Here is a 17,110-nt window from a genome sequence, read left to right as displayed (position 1 = left end):
GCAGGACGCGCGGGCGGATCCCCCGGACCCACCCGCCGCGGGGCCGGCAAGCGCCTGGCCCCGCGCATCCGCCTAGTCGGCGCCGCCGAACTTGTACGTCAGTCCCAGGTAGTACTGGCGCCCGGCGTACTCGAGCTGGTTCAACCGCGCCGCCGTGTCGTCGCCGAGGTACGAACGCGGCATGGAACGTGTGAGATTGATGATCGACGCGGTCAGCATCAGGTGTTTGTTGAATTCGTAATCGCCGTTCAGATCGATCTGGTGGTAGGGCCGCGTGTAGATGGGCAGGCCCGCCGCGAGCCCCTCCATGGTGCGCCCGATCCAGTTGCTGGTGGCACGCAGCAGCAGCCCGTTCTTCTCGTAGAACAGCGACACGTTCGCCGCGTACTTGGCGCTGCCGATCAGCTCCGACTTGCCGACCTGGGTGTCGCCGAGCGAGACGGGCGTTTCATTGGTCTTGTTGAGCGTGTAGTTGGCGATGTAGCCGAAGCCGGACTTGAAGCTGTGCTGGGTATAAAGCTCCACGCCCTTGGAGGTGCCCGAGCGGCCATTGGCGTTGGTGCTGTACTGCTGGAAGGTCTGTTCGGAGTCGCCGACGTTCACCGCGATGTTGTTGACGGTGACCGGCACGACGAAGTTCTTCACCTTCTTCTGGAACAGGTCCAGGCCGACCACGGACTCGGGCGCGTAGTACCACTCGCCGGCCAGGTCGAACTGGGTCGCGGTGAAGGGCTTGAGGTCCGGGTTGGCGCCGCTGCCGTACCAGCCCGGCGGGGGTGCGCCGAATTGCTTGCGGTCGTTGTAATAGGCCTGGGTGTCATTGGTGAGGCTGCCCAGCTGGGCCAGATCGGTGTAGTTGGCGCGGGCCATCGCCTGCGAGCCGGCGGCGCGCAGCACGAAGTCGTCGGCGATGGTCCAGGCGATGTTGAAGCTGGGCAGCAGCTTGTTGTAGCGCTTGCTGGTCGAGGCGCTGGTGGAGCTCTCGACCACCGACTGCTCGCGCGGCAGGTACTGGAAGTCGCCCGGTGCGCACGGCCCGCCGCCGGCGTTCACGCCGCTGGCCGGGCAGATCAGGATGTTGCCCGCCGCATCGTGGTAGTACACCGCGTTGTTGGTGGTGATCTGGTTGGCGACGGTGATGTCCTGCTGCGTGCTGACGAAGCGCAGGCCCACGTTGCCGCGCACGCTGCCGGTGTCGAAGTTGGCCTGCACGTAGGCCGCGGAGATCTTCTCGTCGATGGAAGAGGTGTCCTGCGGGCGGTTGTAGATCGCCCGGTCGTAGGTCGCGTTGAGGTAGTTGTAGTAGGCGGGGTAGTTGATCGCCGGGAAGATGCTGTCGTTGTAGGCCTCGTTGCTGCCGTCGAGCATGTTCGGCAGCAGGAAGCCTGCGGGCAGCTGGCCGGCCGTCGGGTCGCAGGTCTGGAACTGCAGCGTGGTGCCGCGGCAGTACCAGCGCACTTCGTTGCTCTGCTGCTCGGCGTGGTTCTTGCGGTATTTCACGCCGAACTGCAGCGACTGCATCCAGCCGTCGTCGAAGGCCCAGGTGAAATCGGCCTGGGCGAAGTTCTGCGAGGTGTCAGTGTTGACCATGTTGGAGCCGGTCGAACCGAGGTCGACCTGGCCGGCGCCGGCGAGCATGTTCGCAAGCACGTCGGGCGCGGCGGTGATGGTCGGCCGGCCATTGATCGTCCAGGCAGCGCCGTTGCTGCCGTCCACCCACTGGCCGTTGACGAAGTTGCGCGGCTTGGCAGCCATGCCCAGCTCGATCGACGGGCCACCGGTCGCCCAGGTGCGGCCGACGTTGAACGAGCCGCTGAGGTGGCCGCCATTGTCCCACTCGCCCTGCAGGTTCGCGGTCTGCGAGGTGGCCTTCTCGACCGAGTAGTTGCCGTTGAGCCAAGGGATCTCGGTGGAGCACACGTCCACCGCCTGGCGCTGTTCGCCGGTGCTGGGATTGGTCGTCGCATTGCAGCCCTGGCCCGCGGGCGGGAGCACGTAGTTGGCGCCGGTGACGACGGTGCCGGACGGGTCGAACGTCAGGCCGTTGGGCGCGAGCAGCCGGCCCTGCTGGTCGGCGAAGTTGCTGTTGCCGGGAAGGCCCCACTCGGGGATCTCCAGCGTATTGGTGATCTGCGACTGCTCCCGCTGGAAGCGGAAGTAATTGCCCGTCAGCAGCAGGTGATCGATGGGCTTGAACTGCACGGTGGCCTGGGCGCCCTTGGTCTTCAGGTCCAGCTGGTTGCGGCTGGTGGAGAACTGCTGCGGCATCCAGTAGCCCGAATAGCCATTGCCGGCCTGGTCGACCACGCCGTTGCCCCACAGGTCGATGTTCGAAGCGACGCTGCTGTCGTACGGCTGCCCGTGCACGTTGACCGGGGGCTGGGCACAGGTCGCATAGTCGGAGCAGTTGTCCGCCCACCAGTGCCAGCTCGAGGCGTTGGCCGTGTAGTCGACGTCCCGGCGCTTCTGGTAGGTACCCGCGAGCAGGATGCCGAAGGTCTCGTCCTTGTTCTTCCAGGACCACAGTGCCGCGGCCTGTGGCGTGATCCTGCTGCTGTTGTCCGAGCCCGCACCGGTCAGCGTCACGAAGCCCTCGTTCGCCTTCATCTCCAGCGGGCGGCGGGTGCGCAGGTCCACGTTGCCGCCGATGCCGCCTTCGTCCAGGCGCGCCTCCAGGCTCTTGTAGAGCTTGATGTCGGAGAACAGGTTGGCCGGCATCAGCGTGTAGTTGAACGAGCGCGTCAGGCCGGCCGAGGTATCGGCCGAGGCCACGTAGTTGCCGTTCAGCTCGGTCAGCGTCAGCTCGGGAGCAAGGCCGCGGATGCTGACCGTCTTGCCTTCGCCCGATTCACGGGTGATGACCACGCCGGGCACGTGCGCCAGCGCGTCGGCGATGTTCTTGGCGGGGAACTGCGCGATGTTCTGCGCGTTGATCACCTCGACGATGGCATTCGAATCGCGCTTGTCCTGGATGTTCTGGTTGATCGACTGGCGATAGCCGCTGACGATGACGGCCTGCAGGTTGGTCGCCGCCTGCTTGTCCGTCTTCTTCGCCTCGGCGCTGCCGGTCGCCTGTGGTGGCGGCGTGGTCGTCGCGGCGGTCGCCGGCGCGTCCTGGGCGGTGGCCGTCGTGGGCAGGCCCAGACAGGCGCCGAAGGGCAGGCTTGCCGCGACGAGCGCGGCATACAACGGCTTGCGGGTAAAGACGTGTGGCCGATGAGTCATTGCGTGATCCCCATTTGGTGTGCGTCCTTCCGGCGGCCTGGATGCCGCTCGTTCGCGTTGGCGGAAATCGGAAGACGGCTGGCCGCGTTTCCTGCCCTCGCCGGTGGCGTTGCCCGATGCGGGCAGGAAGTGCGCGGTGATCCCCTCGCTGATCGTGTGCGTTTGCGCGGCTGTCGCCTCCTGGAAGATTGGATCGATCCAAATTTGAAGTGCAGATAGATGTTCGAATGCCGTGATGTCTTCCGGGGTGCCTCCGGCGAAGGAGCTGAAGCCACGGACCGCCTGTCCGCGTGACCTGCGCCGGAGCGTCCGACTAAAAGGCGGCCGACGTGAAGGCAAGGTGATAGGTAACGAGGCCGGTGGCGGGTGTGTGACCGCCGTCCTATAAACAGGGCCTGCCCGCGAGGCCCCGCAGGTGTGCTGATCGGGCTGGACGGGAGTCGGCCAGCGTAGCCGTTGGGTGAACGCCGGACCGGGGGCGACGCGCGCGAGCGAAGAACCCTCGGGGGAACCGCAGGCCCGCTCTCGCCAAAGAAAAAGCCCTGCTGGTTTCGCCCTGTCGACCAGGGTTCCAGCAGGGCTTCCCGGTTAGCCGGGGAAGGCGGTTCGGGTGCTCAGATCGCGTAGTACATCTGGAACTCCAGCGGATGCGTGCTGGCACGGTAGGCGGTGACCTCCTTCATCTTCAGCTCGATGTAGGCATCGATGAAGTCGTCGGTGAACACGCCGCCGGCCTTGAGGAACTCGCGATCCTTGTCCAGCGCGTTGAGCGCCTCGTCCAGGCTCGCGCATACCTGCGGGATGTTCTTCTCTTCTTCCGGCGGCAGGTCGTAGAGGTCCTTGTCGGCCGGCGCACCCGGGTCGATCTTGTTGATGATGCCGTCCAGGCCGGCCATCATCAGCGCGGTGAAGACCAGGTAGCCGGAGTTCATCGGATCGGGGAAGCGCACCTCGATGCGGCGGCCCTTCGGGCTGGACACGTACGGGATGCGGCAGCTCGCCGAGCGGTTGCGCGCCGAGTAGGCCAGCATCACCGGCGCCTCGAAGCCCGGCACCAGGCGCTTGTAGCTGTTGGTGGTGGAATTGGCGAAGGCGTTGATCGCCTTGGCGTGCTTGAAGATGCCGCCGATGTACCACAGCGCAATCTGCGACAGGCCGCCATAGAGCTCACCGGCGAACAGGTTCTGCCCGTCCTTGGCCAGCGACTGGTGCACGTGCATGCCCGAGCCGTTGTCGCCGACGATCGGCTTGGGCATGAAGGTCACGGTCTTGCCGTTCTGGTGCGCCACGTTCTTGATGACGTACTTCATCGTCATCAGCTCGTCGGCCTTCTTCACCAGCGTGTTGAACTTGACGCCGATCTCGCACTGGCCCGCGTTGGCCACCTCGTGGTGATGCACCTCGACCACCTGGCCGAGCGACTCGAGCACCTTGCACATGTCCGCGCGCAGGTCGCCCAGCGAGTCGACCGGCGAAACCGGGAAATAGCCGCCCTTCACGCCCGGGCGGTGGCCGGTGTTGTCGCCGTCGTACTTGTAGCGCGAGGACCAGGCCGCCTCGTCAGAGCCGATCTCGTAGAACACCCGGCCCATGTCGTTCTGCCAGCGCACCGAGTCGAAGATGAAGAACTCCGGCTCCGGTCCGAAGAAGGCGGTATCGGCGATGCCGGTGGACTTCAGGAACGCCTCGCCGCGCTTGGCGATCGAGCGCGGGTCGCGGCCGTAGGCCTGCATGGTCGAGGGCTCGAGCACGTCGCAGTGCAGGATCAGCTGCTTGTGCTGCGAGAACGGATCCAGGTGTGCGGTGTCCGGATCGGGCAACAGCACCATGTCCGACTCGTTGATGCCCTTCCAGCCCGGGATCGAGGAGCCGTCGAACATCTTGCCGTCCTCGAACGTGCCCTCGTCGATGGCGTGCGCGGGGAAGGTGACGTGGTGGTGTTTGCCGAGCATGTCGGCGAAGCGCAGGTCGACGAATTCGACGTCGTGTTCGGCGATCAGGTCGAGCACTTTCTGGGCGGTCATGGGCGAGGCCTCGAAGCGATGAAAGGGATGCGGGCGTTGTTGCAATGCGCGTGCCAGCAGCCTCCTGACCCGCAGCGTCCGCGTGCGCGACCGCCAGAACGCGGCAGAGCGCGGTTGGGGCGGTCTTGAACGCTTTCCGCGAGCGGCCGTTTGCACCAATTTCGTTCAGCCGTGCACCATTTCGGCGCAATGCATGCTCACGCCGCCCTGCCCGCTTCCCCGTAAGCTATGCCGCTTTTACGCATAGCCGGAGAGCCCTTCGTGAGCGACCTGATCCGCGTCATCCTGCTCGGCATCATTGAGGGCATCACCGAGTTTCTGCCGATCTCCTCGACCGGCCATCTGCTGATCGCCGAGAAGCTGGGCCTGGGTATGCGCTCGGATCTGTTCAACGTCGGCATCCAGGCTGGCGCGATCCTGGCCGTGACGCTGATCTACTGGCGGCGCCTGTGGCAGCTGCTGACGCAGTGGCGCGACCAGGCCAACCGCGACTACCTGGCCAAGCTGGCGGTGGCGTTCCTGATCACGGCGGTGCTCGGCTTCATCGCGGTAAAGCTCAACTTCAAGCTGCCCGACACGGTGACGCCGATCGCCTGGGCGCTGGTCATCGGCGGTTTCTGGATGCTCGGCGCCGAGGCGGTGGCCGCACGCCAGCCCGATCGCCGCGAGGTGACCTGGACGGTGGCCGTGCTGGTCGGCATCGCGCAGATGCTTGCCGGCATCTTCCCGGGCACCTCGCGCTCGGCCGCCACCATCTTCGCCGCGTTGCTGGCCGGCACCAGCAACCGCGCCGCGGCTACCGAGTTCGCCTTCCTGGTCGGCATCCCGACCATGTACGCAGCGACCGGCTATGAACTGCTCAAGGTCCTCAAGAACGGCGGTGCGGCGCACGAGGACTGGAGCGCGCTGATCGTGGGCTTCGTCGTTTCGGCGGTCGTCGCCTTCGCCGCGGTCAAGTGGCTGCTCGGCTACATACGCACGCACCGCTTCACATCCTTTGCGATCTATCGCATCGCACTGGGCATTGCCTTGCTGCTCTGGTTGCCAACCGGCGGTTGAGATTCGGCCGGCAAGCCTACCCTTGGGGATCCCTGATCAACCGGACCGGGCTGTCCAGGGCGACGACCTCGCCGATAGGGCGGGAGCCGGAATCGATCCCGGGAGTGGTCTCCTTCGACACTTGCCTGGAGAGCGCTTCGCCGCGGGTGATGCTTTGCAGCGCCCACACGAACGCTACCTGGATGCGTGTCGCCACGGGTTTACCGTCGACCAGCTCCGGCTGCGCGTGGGCGTATCGCATGACCGTCTCGGCGGATGTGCGGAACGCCCCCGGGTCCGGATGGTTGAAGCGGTAGCTGGCCATGTGGACGTCGGTCAGCGTGCCATCCGGTTGCACGGTCGCTTCCATTACCAGCCTACCTTGCCCCCGCTGGCGGATTTCGTTACGGGGATAGTCGGGCCGCCGTGCGAAGGTCAGTCCGGGACCGTTCGAACCGTAGACTGCACGCAAGCCATAGTTGCCATCGGACTGCCGCAGTAGCTGCAGCCTGACCTGCGCCCAGGTGCGCGCCGTGACCGCGTGACCGCCACGCACCGGTGGTTCGAAGCGCCAGTGGCCGATCGCCTCACGTGCCGGCCCGGCGAGCACCGGCGGAAGGTCCGCGGGCAGCTGCACGGCCGTCACCTGTCCGTGCGCATCGATATCCAGCGCGACTTCGGCGTGGTACTCGCGCGCTACCTGCTGGCCGCCTGCCGGCGGCGCGGCTGCCCGCGCAGCGCTCCATCCGGATACCGCCAGCGCGGCACCCGCAATACCCACCATGGCTACCCAAGCCTTCATCCTTACGCCCTCCCGGGGACTCGTGCCGGCAGCAGGCTACACGGGGACACGGCGGTCTATCAGGGCGGCGACGGCCTGGCTCAGGTCACCGCCGCGGACGCGCCGGCCGCGGTCTTGGCTGGCATCGCCCGCGCGGGCATCCGGAACTGCGGCTCGTTGGTCCGCTCGAACAGCTCGCGCACCCATTCGATGAAGGCCTGCACGCGTGCCGAGAGGTGCTTCTTCTGCGGGTAGACGATCCACACCGGCTTGCCGGTGGAGCGGGTGTCGGTCATGACCAGCTCGAGTTTGCCCAGGTCGAGCATGCAGGCGACCATCATGTGCGGCGCCTGGGTGATGCCCAGGCCCGCGGCGACGGCCTGGATCACCGACTCGGCGTCATTGATCAGCAGGTGGCCTTCGACGTCCACGGCGATGGGGCCGTTGGCCCCGTCGAACATCCATTGCCGCGGGCGGCCGTTGGGATAGACGTAGTTGATGCAGCGGTGCTGCCTGAGGTCCTCGATCGTCCGTGGCGCGCCGTGGCGGGCGAGGTACTCGGGCGAGGCGCACACCACGTTGCGCAGGTAGCCGATCTTGCGCGCGATCAGGCTGGAGTCCTCCAGCTCGCCCACGCGGATCGCGCAATCGATGCCTTCGCCGTTCAAGTCCGTCGGTACGTCGCTCATCGACAATTCCAGCCGGATGTCGGGATAGCGCTGCTCGAATTCGCTCAGCCGCGGGATCACCGCGGCGCGCCCCACGGCCAGCGAAAGGCCCACGCGCAGCCTGCCAATCGGCTTGCGGTTGGCGTAGCCCAGCGCCTCGGTGGCTTCGGCCAGATCGGCCAGGATGTCCTTGCAGCGGGCATGGAAGACCGCGCCGTCATCGGTCAGTCGCAATGACCGGGTGGAACGGAACAGCAGACGCGCGCCGAGGCGCTCCTCCAGCCGTGACACGGCGCGGCTCACACCCGACGGGGTCATGTTCAGTTGCGCGGCCGCGGCGGCGAAGCTCTTGGCCTCGACCACGCGGACGAAGGCTGAAATTGCTGCGAAGTCTTCCATCGAGCCCACTCCAGGGTGATTCGTGACCCGGTGTCACTATTGCATTGCACCAAATCGCGGTTTTCTATACCGGCAAGTGTACCTATTCTCCCGGGCCTTCGCCGGTTCTGTACCGACCGGTGCACTAATTTAAACCCGGGAGCGCAGCATGAAAAAGCGATGGATCCTCTTGAGCCTGACCGCGGCGGTGGCGCTCGGCAGCTGGGCGGTGCTCGGCAGCCACGGCGAAAGCCACGCCCAGGAAGCCGCCGCGCCGCCGCCTGCGGTCACCGTCGCGCAAACGCTGGTGCGCCCGGTCAGCGATACCGATGCCTTTACCGGCCGCCTGCAGGCCGTGGACACCGTCGAAGTCCATCCGCGCGTGAGCGGCTACGTCACCGCGGTGCATTTCAAGGAAGGCACGCGGGTGCGCAAGGGCGAGCTCCTGTTCACCATCGATCCGCGGCCCTACCAGGCCGAGGTCGACCGTCTCGCCGCCACGCTCAACCAGGCGCGTGCCGAGCAGAAGCTGGCCGAGTCGAACGCCGAACGCGCGAAGAAGCTTCTGGCGCAGCACGCGATCTCCACCCAGGAGGCCGACCGCCTCGCCACGGCGGCCGCCAGCGCCAAGGCACAGGCGGCCGCCACCGGCGCGGCGCTGACCGCGGCGCAGCTCGATCGCGGCTTCACCGAGGTACGCGCGCCGATCGACGGCCGCGTCAGCAACGCACGGATCACCGCCGGCAACCTGGTCACGCCCGCCGACGTGCTGACCAGCGTGGTCAGCGTCGATCCGGTGTATGCCTACTTCACCATCGACGAGCATGCCTACCTCAAGCTGGACAAGCTGCGCCGCGAGCACGGCACCGCGCCGCAGGTGGCCATGGGCCTGGTCGACGAGGACGGCTACCCGCACGCCGGCCGCATCGACTTCGTCGACAACCAGCTGGACGCCGACAGCGGCACGATGCGCCTGCGCGCGGTATTCGACAACGCCGATGGCCGCTACACGCCGGGCCTGTACGTGCGCCTCGAGCTGCGCACGCCCAGCCGCCAGCCGCGCGCGCTGATCGACGAGCGCGCGGTCGGCACGGACCTGGGCAACAAGTTCGTCTACGTGCTCGAGCCGGACCACAAGGTCGCGTACCGCAAGGTGACCCTGGGACCGCTGGTCGACGGGCTGCGCGTGGTCACCGACGGCCTCACCGCCAAGGACGTGGTGGTGGTCAACGGCCTGCAGCACGTGCGCCCCGGCATGGAAGTGAGCCCCACGCGCGTAGCGATGGAAAGCCGCAGCCTGGATGCCGACCGTCGCTTGGTGCAGGCGAACGGCGGCGCCACCCGGGTCGCCCGCAACTGACCGACACCCGCGGCCGCTGAACGGGCCGCCACAGGGGAAAACACGGTTCCCCCTCCCGCCCGCGGGAGAGGGCCGGCAGCCCTCGTCCCGCCAAGGGCCCGGGGCCACAAGACGTATCAGGGATTACCCGCATGAAACTCGCCCAATATTTCGTTGAACGACCGATCCTCGCCGGCGTGCTGTCGGTGCTGATCGTGATCGCCGGCGCCATCTCGCTGTTCAGGCTGCCGATCGGCGAATACCCCGAGGTAGTGCCGCCGACCGTGGTCGTGCGCGCGAACTACCCCGGCGCCAACCCGAAGGTGATCGCCGCCACCGTCGCCACGCCGCTGGAAGAACAGATCAACGGCGTCGAGGGGATGCTCTATACCTCCTCGCAGGCGACCAGCGACGGCGCCATGACGCTGACGGTGACCTTCGCGCTCGGCACCGACCTGGACAACGCCCAGGTGCAGGTGCAGAACCGCGTGGCGCAGGCGCTGCCCCGGTTGCCCGAGGAAGTGCAGCGGCTGGGCGTGACCACGCAGAAGAGTTCGCCGGACCTGACCATGGTCGTGCACCTGATCTCGCCTGACCAGCGCTACGACATGCTGTACCTGTCCAACTACGCGCGCCTGCACATCAAGGACCAGCTCGCGCGCCTGGATGGCGTCGGCGACGTGCAGCTGTTCGGTGCCGGCGAGTACTCGATGCGCGTGTGGCTGGACCCGGAGAAGCTCGCGATGCGCGGGCTCACCACCGGCGACGTGGTCAACGCGATCCGCGAGCAGAACGTGGACGTGGCGGCCGGCTCGCTCAATGCGCCGCCGGCGCCCAACGGCGCGGCCTTCCAGCTCAACATCAACACCCGCGGCCGCCTGGTCACCGAGGACGATTTCGCCAACATCGTGCTGCGCACGACCAAGGACGGCGCGGTCACCCACCTGCGCGACGTGGCCCGCGTGGAACTGGGCTCGAACAACTACGCGCTGCGCAGCCTGCTGAACAACAAGCCGGCGGTGGCGCTGCCGATCTTCGCGCGGCCGGGCTCCAACGCGATCCAGATCTCCGACGAAGTGCGCGCCACCATGGCGCAGCTGAAGGCCGACTTCCCGCAGGGCGTGGACTACAAGATCGTCTACGACCCGACCGTGTTCGTGCGCGGCTCGATCGAGGCGGTGGTGCACACGCTGTTCGAGGCAATCGCGCTGGTCGTGCTGGTGGTGATCCTGTTCCTGCAGACCTGGCGCGCCTCGATCATCCCGCTGGTCGCGGTGCCGGTCTCGCTGGTGGGCACCTTCGCGGTGATGTATCTGGCCGGCTTCTCGCTCAACGCCTTGAGCCTGTTCGGCCTGGTGCTGGCGATCGGCATCGTGGTGGACGACGCGATCGTGGTGGTGGAGAACGTCGAGCGCCACATCGAACACGGATTGAAACCGAAGGAAGCTACCCGTCGTGCGATGACCGAGGTGACCGGCCCGATCGTCGCCACCGCGCTGGTGCTGTGCGCGGTGTTCATCCCGGCGGCCTTCATCAGCGGCCTGACCGGCGAGTTCTATCGCCAGTTTGCGCTCACCATCGCGATCTCCACGGTGATCTCGGCGTTCAACTCGCTGACCCTGAGCCCGGCGCTCGCCGCGTTGCTCTTGAAGGAGCACGGCGCGCCGAAGGACCGCTTCAGCATCCTGCTCGACCGCGGCTTCGGCTGGCTGTTCCGGCCGTTCAACCGATTGTTCGTGCGTGGCGCCGACCGCTACGTCGGCGGCGTGCGCCGCGTGCTGGGCAGGGGCGCGCCGGCGCTGGTGATCTACGGTGCGCTGGTGGCGCTGGGCGTGTTCGGCTTCATCCACGTGCCGACCGGCTTCGTGCCCTCGCAGGACAAGCAGTACCTGGTGTCCTTTGCGCAGCTGCCCGACGCCGCCTCGCTCGACCGCTCCGAGGATGTGATCCGCCGCATGAGCGAGATCGCGCTCAAGCAGCCGGGCGTGGAAAGCGCGGTGGCGTTCCCGGGCCTGTCGATCAACGGCTTCACCAATTCGCCCAACAGCGGCATCGTGTTCGTCACGCTGAAGCCGTTCGAGGAACGCACCGATTCGGCGCTCTCCGCTGGTGCCATCGCCGGGGCGCTCAACCAGAAGTACGCCGCGATCCAGGACGCCTACATCGCGGTGTTCCCACCGCCACCGGTGATGGGCCTGGGCACGATCGGCGGCTTCCGCATCCAGATCGAGGACCGCTCCGACCAGGGCTTCGAGGAGCTGTTCAAGCAGACCCAGAACCTGATCGCGCAGAGCCAGAAGACGCCGGCGCTGGCCGGGCTGTTCTCCAGCTACCAGGTCAGCGTGCCGCAGATCGACGCGGAGGTGGACCGTGAAAAGGCCAAGGCCGAGGGCGTGAACCTGGCCGACGTCTACCAGACGATGCAGGCCTACATGGGCTCGCTGTATGTCAACGACTTCAACCGCTTCGGACGCACCTACCAGGTCAACGTGTCGGCCGAGCCGGGCTTCCGTCGCGAGCCGGAGGACATCCTGCGCCTGAAGACGCGCAATGCCGCCGGCGAGGCGGTGCCGCTGGGTTCGTTCGTCAGCGTGCACCAGGGCGTGGGTCCCGACCGCGTGCAGCACTACAACGGCTACCCGACCGCCGAGATCAACGGCGGCCCGGCGCCGGGCTACAGCTCGGGCCAGGCGCAGGCGGCGATGGAGAAGCTGGCCAAGGCCAACCTGCCCAACGGCATGAGCTACGAGTGGACCGAGCTCACCTACCAGCAGATCCTGGCCGGCAACACCGCGGTGCTGGTATTCCCGCTGTGCGTGCTGCTGGTGTTCCTGGTGCTGGCCTCGCTGTACGAGAGCCTGACCCTGCCGCTGGCGGTGATCCTGATCGTGCCGATGGTGCTGCTGTCGGCGATCGCCGGCGTGTGGCTCTCGGGCGGCGACAACAACATCTTCACCCAGATCGGTTTGATCGTCCTCGTGGGCCTGGCCTGCAAGAACGCGATCCTGATCGTGGAGTTCGCGCGCGAGGCGCAGATCCACGAAGGACTGGACCGCCGGCAGGCGGTGCTGGAAGCGGCGCGGCTGCGACTGCGTCCGATCCTGATGACCAGCTTCGCTTTCATCATGGGCGTGGTGCCGCTGGTGACCTCGCACGGCGCCGGTGCGGAGATGCGCCATGCGATGGGCGTGGCGGTGTTCTCCGGCATGCTGGGCGTGACCTTCTTCGGCTTGCTGTTTACCCCCCTGTTCTACGTGATCGTGCGCGGCTGGAGCGAGCGTGCGGCGGCAAGGCGTGCCGCGCACCACCCGGCCCTGCCGACGGCGATCGAGGAGCGTTGAGATGTCCCAGGCTACGAAAACCAGGCGCCCTTTCCCCTCCGGGGAGAGGGCCAGGAGAGAGGGAGCCAAGCTCGTGCTTGCGTCCGCCCTTGCGCTCCTTCTCGCCGGCTGCATCAACGTTGGCCCGGACTACCACCCCCCGGCGGAGAAGCCCGTCGCGCTGCAGGGCGTCGACACCTCGCGCCAGACGAGCGCCGATTTCCAGGCCGACTGGTGGAAGCAGTTCAACGATCCGACGCTCGACACCCTCATCACCCGCGCCGCGAAGAACGCCCCGGACCTGAAGATCGCGCTGGCCCACCTCGACGAAGCACGCGCCCAGCTCGGCACCGCGCATTCTGAGCAGTGGCCCGACATCGAAACCGGCGCCAGCTACACGCGCAGCCGCGGCCAGACGCCGGGCGTGAGCGAACAGCGAACGACCACTACCGCCTACCAGGCCGGCTTCGACGCCAGCTGGGAGCTGGACCTGTTCGGCGGCGTGCGCCGCTCCGTGCAGGCCGCCCGTGCGGACAGCGAGGCGGCCGCCGCCTCGCTGCAGGACGCGCAGGTCACCCTGTTCGCCGAGGTCGCGCGCAACTACTTCGACCTGCGCGGCACGCAGCTGCGCATCGAAGTCGCCCAGCGCGACATCGCCAACCAGCGCGAGGCGCTGGAGCTGATCCAGAGCCGCGCCGCGCTCGGTACCGGCTCGGAGCAGGACGTCGCCAGCGCCCGTGCACGCCTGGCTGGTGTCGAGGCCACGCTGCCGGTGCTTGCCACGCAGTCGCAGGCCGACAGCTTCCGTCTCGCGGTGCTGCTGGGCGAGCGCCCGGGTGCGCTGGACATCGATCTCTCCCGCGCGCGCTTCACGCCGATCGACGCCACCCTGCCGATCGGCAACGCCGGGGACGTGCTCAAGCGTCGACCGGACATCCGCATTGCCGAACGCGAACTGGCCGCCGCCACCGCGCGCATCGGCGTGGCCAAGGCCGACTGGTTTCCACACGTGCAGCTGGGCGGCTTTCTCGGCTTCCTGGCCGGGCGCAGCAACGACTTCGGCAGCCCGGCCACGCGCGCCTGGTCGATCGCACCCAGCATCAGCTGGTCCGGCCTGAACGTGCAGCGCGTGCGCTCGGGCGTGAAGGCCAGCGAGGCGCGCACGGATGCCGCGCTCGCAAGCTACCAGCGCACCGTATTGCGCGCGCTGGAAGAGGTCGACAACGCGCTGGTCGGCTACAACCAGCAGCGCGTGCGCGTGCAGCACCTGCTCGACCAGGCCCGGCAGAGCGAACATGCAGCCCAGCTGGCGAAGATCCGTTATGACGCCGGCGCCATCGACTACCTCGAACTGCTCGACGCCCAGCGCACGCAGCTGAGCGCGGAAGACCAGCTGGCCGAGGCCGAAGCCGGTATCAACCTGCGCGCCATCGCCCTGTACAAGGCGCTGGGCGGCGGCTGGCAGGCCTGCGGCGACGAGCGCTGCAGCACGCTGGCACGCGCGCCCTGAGCGGGCACCGGCCCGCGCCGCCACCCACGACCGGAGCAACCCGCATGCCGCAGCGCCCCGACATCAACCGACGCATCCTGCTCGCTGCCCGGCCCCTGGGCGAGCCGACCGTGCAGGACTTCTGCCTCGACGAAGCGGCCGTACCCGTGCCGGCCGAAGGACAGGTGCTGCTGCGCACGCTGTATCTCTCGCTCGATCCCTACATGCGCAACCTGATGGACGAAGCGGGTACCCGCTACGCGCCGGCCGTGCCGCTGAAGCAGCCGATGGTGGGCGCCACGGTCAGCCGCGTGGTCGCATCGCGCCATCCCGGGTTCGGCGTCGGCGAGGTTGTGCTGGCCAGCGCCGGCTGGCAGGACTACGCGCTCTCCGACGGCGCCGGCCTGACCCCGCTCGGTGGCATGACGCAACCTTCGCTGGCGCTGGGCGGGCTGGGCATGACCGCGTTCACGGCCTATGTCGGCCTGCTCGACATCGGCCAGCCGCGGCTGGGCGAAACCGTGGTGGTGGCCGCGGCGACCGGCGCGGTGGGTTCGGTGGTCGGGCAGATCGCCAGGCTCCAGGGTGCGCGCGTGGTCGGCATCGCCGGCGGCGCGCAGAAGTGCCGGCATGCGGTCGGGCAGCTCGGCTTCGATACTTGCCTCGACCATCGCGCGCCGGCGCTGGACGAACGCCTGGCCGCCGCCTGCCCCGACGGCATCGACGTGTATTTCGAAAACGTCGGCGGTGCGGTGTTCGATGCGGTGCTGCCGTTGCTCAACGACGGTGCGCGCGTGCCGGTGTGCGGCGTTATCGCACACTACAACGATGCGACGCCGCCGCCCGGACCGGACCGGCTGCCACGGATGATGTCCACGCTATTGCAGCGGCGCATCCGCATGCAGGGCTTCATCATCCTCGACCACTACGCCGATCGCTTCGAGGCGTTCCATCGGGACATGGCCCGATGGCTTGCCGAAGGCCGTATCGTGCTGCGCGAGGACCGCATCGACGGTCTGGAGCACGCGCCGGCGGCCTTCGTCGGCCTGCTGCAGGGACGCAACTTCGGCAAACTGGTGGTGCGCGTGGCCGACGACTGAACGTGGTGCGTCAGTTGCCGGCGACACCGCTGTGCTGCGAGTACAGCGCATGCCAGCGGCCGCCTTCGTAGACGAAGATGTCGGACGAGCGCACGCCCTTTTGCGGGCCGAGCTTCGCGTCGTAGAAGGTGAGGATCGCGGTGTCGCCGCGCAGTACCACGCTCTGCTTGGAGGGATGCGCGGCCAGCCACGCCTCGACCATCTTCTTCTCCTTGTCCGAGCCGCGGTTCTTCGCCGCGTGGGCCACGATGTCCGCCTTGGGCGTCGCCACGCCCTTGTTGTTCACCGAGCGGTACTCGGGCAGCAGCATCTGCTCCAGCCAGGCGGTATCACCGTCGATCTCGGCTTCCAGCCAGTGCTGGTCCACCGCCATCACGGCGGCGGCGGTCTTGCCGGTTTCGTCCACCGTGCCATCGTGCGCGGCCACCGCCGCGTGCGCTGCGACCGCGGCGGCGGCAAACCACAGGCCGGCGCCGACCAGGCGTACCGGATTCAGGCGGAAGGGGCGATGCGTCATGTCGGTTCCTCGTCGATGGGGCGGCAGCATCGCCGCGACCGCAGGCTGCCTCGCGCGAGGCGCGGGCGCCGCCGGAACGGGGCGAGCGATGCCGCTGCAGTGACCGGCGGTCGCCGGATGCGTACTAGCGGCGCCCTTCCATCTGCCGACGCACACCGCTGGAGGCGACCGACGCACCGCCCGTCACATGCCGCACGACAACGCCCGCGCGGTGGCGGCAGCCTGCCGCACGCCGGCTGCGGTGTTCGGCTACCCAAGGAGCCTTCGATGTCCAGCAGATCCCTGATCGCCTTGCTCGCCCTCAGCCTGGCATTGGGGGGCGCTTTCGCGCCGCTGGCACGTGCCGCCGCCAGTGCAGACGCCGATGCGCCCGTGGCCGGGCCCTGGACGCTGGAGCACGATGCCTCGCCTGCCTTTTCGCCTGACGGTTGCACCGTGGTATTCGCACGCGGCCACGGCATCACGCGCCGCTTGTTGATCGCCAGCCGCGAAGGTAGCGGCTGGTCTGCGCCGCAGCCGGCGCCGTTCTCGGCCGGCGCCTGGATGGATTTGGAACCGGCGATGTCGCCGGGCGGCTCGTTCCTGATCTTCGTTTCCAACCGTCCGGTCAGCGCGCAGGGCAAGCCGCTCGACGGCAACTACGAGGGCCAGTTCCAGCCGGGCCGGGGCGGCAACCTGTGGCGGGTGGATCGCACCTCGAAGGGTTGGGGTACGCCGCGGCGGCTGCCCGACACGGTCAACGCGGGCACCTCGGTGTACGCGCCGGCGGTGGCGGCAGATGGCAGCGTGTATTTCATGCAGCCGGACCCGCAGACCGGCCACTTCCGGCTCTATCTCAGCCACTTCGCCGGCGGCCGCTACCAAACCCCGCGCGCGCTGCCCTTCAGCAACGGACGGCTGGCCGACTACGATCCGGCGGTCGCGCCGGACCAGTCCTTCATCGTGTTCAGCTCGGACCGGCTGCCTTCGACCGACACCGCCAGCGCGATCTTCATCGCCTTCGCCCGCGCCGGCGCCGGCTGGAGCACGCCGGTGCCGCTGGGGCCGTCGGGCACCGAATCGCGGCTGAGCCCGGACCGGGCCACGCTGTACTACAGCAGCACGGACCGTCGCATCCATCGCTTCGCGCTTGCCGACTGGCGCGGTCGCCACCCCGACAGGCCATGAGACACCTTCCGCGGGCCCGCGGCAGGCGGCACACTCGCATGCCTGGTCCTGGCGGGAGCGCCGC

11 protein-coding genes are annotated in these 17,110 nt (G+C 67.9%); 6 read left to right on the top strand and 5 right to left on the bottom strand.

Annotation, left to right across the window (positions count from 1 at the left end; all coding sequences use genetic code 11):
- Positions 1–72 precede the first annotated feature (72 nt).
- Positions 73–3,225 carry a TonB-dependent receptor gene (locus tag BMZ38_RS06470; RefSeq protein WP_091335483.1) on the bottom strand — a complete coding sequence of 1,051 codons (3,153 nt, stop codon included), beginning with the start codon at positions 3,223–3,225 and terminating at the stop codon, positions 73–75.
- Between the two features lie 614 nt (positions 3,226–3,839).
- Positions 3,840–5,249 (bottom strand): type I glutamate--ammonia ligase, encoded by a 1,410-nt coding sequence (glnA, locus tag BMZ38_RS06465; protein ID WP_091335480.1) that lies wholly within the window; start codon positions 5,247–5,249, stop codon positions 3,840–3,842.
- A 261-nt stretch (positions 5,250–5,510) separates the two neighbouring features.
- On the opposite strand from glnA, the gene BMZ38_RS06460 reads away from it, so the two are divergent.
- Positions 5,511–6,308 carry an undecaprenyl-diphosphate phosphatase gene (locus BMZ38_RS06460; protein WP_217638729.1) on the top strand — a complete coding sequence of 266 codons (798 nt, stop codon included), beginning with the start codon at positions 5,511–5,513 and terminating at the stop codon, positions 6,306–6,308.
- A gap of 16 nt (positions 6,309–6,324) precedes the next feature.
- Here BMZ38_RS06460 and BMZ38_RS06455 read toward each other — a convergent pair whose 3' ends face one another.
- Positions 6,325–7,089, bottom strand: a complete 765-nt coding sequence (locus BMZ38_RS06455; protein WP_091335475.1) for an energy transducer TonB — start codon at positions 7,087–7,089, stop codon at positions 6,325–6,327.
- A gap of 80 nt (positions 7,090–7,169) precedes the next feature.
- Entirely contained in the window at positions 7,170–8,135 is a 966-nt protein-coding gene (locus tag BMZ38_RS06450; protein WP_091335472.1) for a LysR family transcriptional regulator, read from the bottom strand.
- 148 nt (positions 8,136–8,283) lie between these two features.
- Here BMZ38_RS06450 and BMZ38_RS06445 point away from each other — a divergent pair, with 148 nt between their 5' ends.
- The 4 genes from BMZ38_RS06445 (at position 8,284) to BMZ38_RS06430 (ending at position 15,362) form a co-directional block, all read left to right on the top strand.
- Complete coding sequence (locus BMZ38_RS06445) at positions 8,284–9,474, top strand: efflux RND transporter periplasmic adaptor subunit (RefSeq protein ID WP_139202392.1); 1,191 nt, start codon at positions 8,284–8,286, stop codon at positions 9,472–9,474.
- Positions 9,475–9,605: 131 nt separating this feature from the next.
- Positions 9,606–12,794, top strand: coding sequence for an efflux RND transporter permease subunit (locus tag BMZ38_RS06440; RefSeq protein ID WP_091335471.1), 3,189 nt, complete (start codon positions 9,606–9,608; stop codon positions 12,792–12,794).
- A gap of 73 nt (positions 12,795–12,867) precedes the next feature.
- Positions 12,868–14,283: an efflux transporter outer membrane subunit gene (locus BMZ38_RS06435; protein WP_245747200.1), complete on the top strand. Its 1,416-nt coding sequence runs from the start codon at positions 12,868–12,870 to the stop codon at positions 14,281–14,283.
- 44 nt (positions 14,284–14,327) lie between these two features.
- Positions 14,328–15,362: an NADP-dependent oxidoreductase gene (locus BMZ38_RS06430; protein ID WP_091335465.1), complete on the top strand. Its 1,035-nt coding sequence runs from the start codon at positions 14,328–14,330 to the stop codon at positions 15,360–15,362.
- 10 nt (positions 15,363–15,372) lie between these two features.
- Here BMZ38_RS06430 and BMZ38_RS06425 read toward each other — a convergent pair whose 3' ends face one another.
- Positions 15,373–15,879 carry a nuclear transport factor 2 family protein gene (locus BMZ38_RS06425; protein WP_091335463.1) on the bottom strand — a complete coding sequence of 169 codons (507 nt, stop codon included), beginning with the start codon at positions 15,877–15,879 and terminating at the stop codon, positions 15,373–15,375.
- 267 nt (positions 15,880–16,146) lie between these two features.
- Between BMZ38_RS06425 and BMZ38_RS06420 the strand changes: the two genes are divergently transcribed.
- Positions 16,147–17,046 (top strand): TolB family protein, encoded by a 900-nt coding sequence (locus BMZ38_RS06420; protein ID WP_091335460.1) that lies wholly within the window; start codon positions 16,147–16,149, stop codon positions 17,044–17,046.
- Positions 17,047–17,110: the final 64 nt, after the last annotated feature.

This window comes from Frateuria terrea (genome assembly GCF_900115705.1).
Classification (GTDB): Bacteria; Pseudomonadota; Gammaproteobacteria; order Xanthomonadales; family Rhodanobacteraceae; genus Frateuria_A; species Frateuria_A terrea.
Note: the sequence above shows the minus strand (reverse complement) of the source record. Positions and strands in the feature narration are given on the sequence as shown.

Coding starts and splice junctions, on each gene's coding strand:
- BMZ38_RS06470 (WP_091335483.1), bottom strand. CDS start 3,225: ATGACTCATCGGCCACACGTCTTTACCCGCAAGCCGTTGTATGCCGCG.
- glnA (WP_091335480.1), bottom strand. CDS start 5,249: ATGACCGCCCAGAAAGTGCTCGACCTGATCGCCGAACACGACGTCGAA.
- BMZ38_RS06455 (WP_091335475.1), bottom strand. CDS start 7,089: ATGAAGGCTTGGGTAGCCATGGTGGGTATTGCGGGTGCCGCGCTGGCG.
- BMZ38_RS06450 (WP_091335472.1), bottom strand. CDS start 8,135: ATGGAAGACTTCGCAGCAATTTCAGCCTTCGTCCGCGTGGTCGAGGCC.
- BMZ38_RS06445 (WP_139202392.1), top strand. CDS start 8,284: ATGAAAAAGCGATGGATCCTCTTGAGCCTGACCGCGGCGGTGGCGCTC.
- BMZ38_RS06440 (WP_091335471.1), top strand. CDS start 9,606: ATGAAACTCGCCCAATATTTCGTTGAACGACCGATCCTCGCCGGCGTG.
- BMZ38_RS06430 (WP_091335465.1), top strand. CDS start 14,328: ATGCCGCAGCGCCCCGACATCAACCGACGCATCCTGCTCGCTGCCCGG.
- BMZ38_RS06425 (WP_091335463.1), bottom strand. CDS start 15,879: ATGACGCATCGCCCCTTCCGCCTGAATCCGGTACGCCTGGTCGGCGCC.
- BMZ38_RS06420 (WP_091335460.1), top strand. CDS start 16,147: ATGTCCAGCAGATCCCTGATCGCCTTGCTCGCCCTCAGCCTGGCATTG.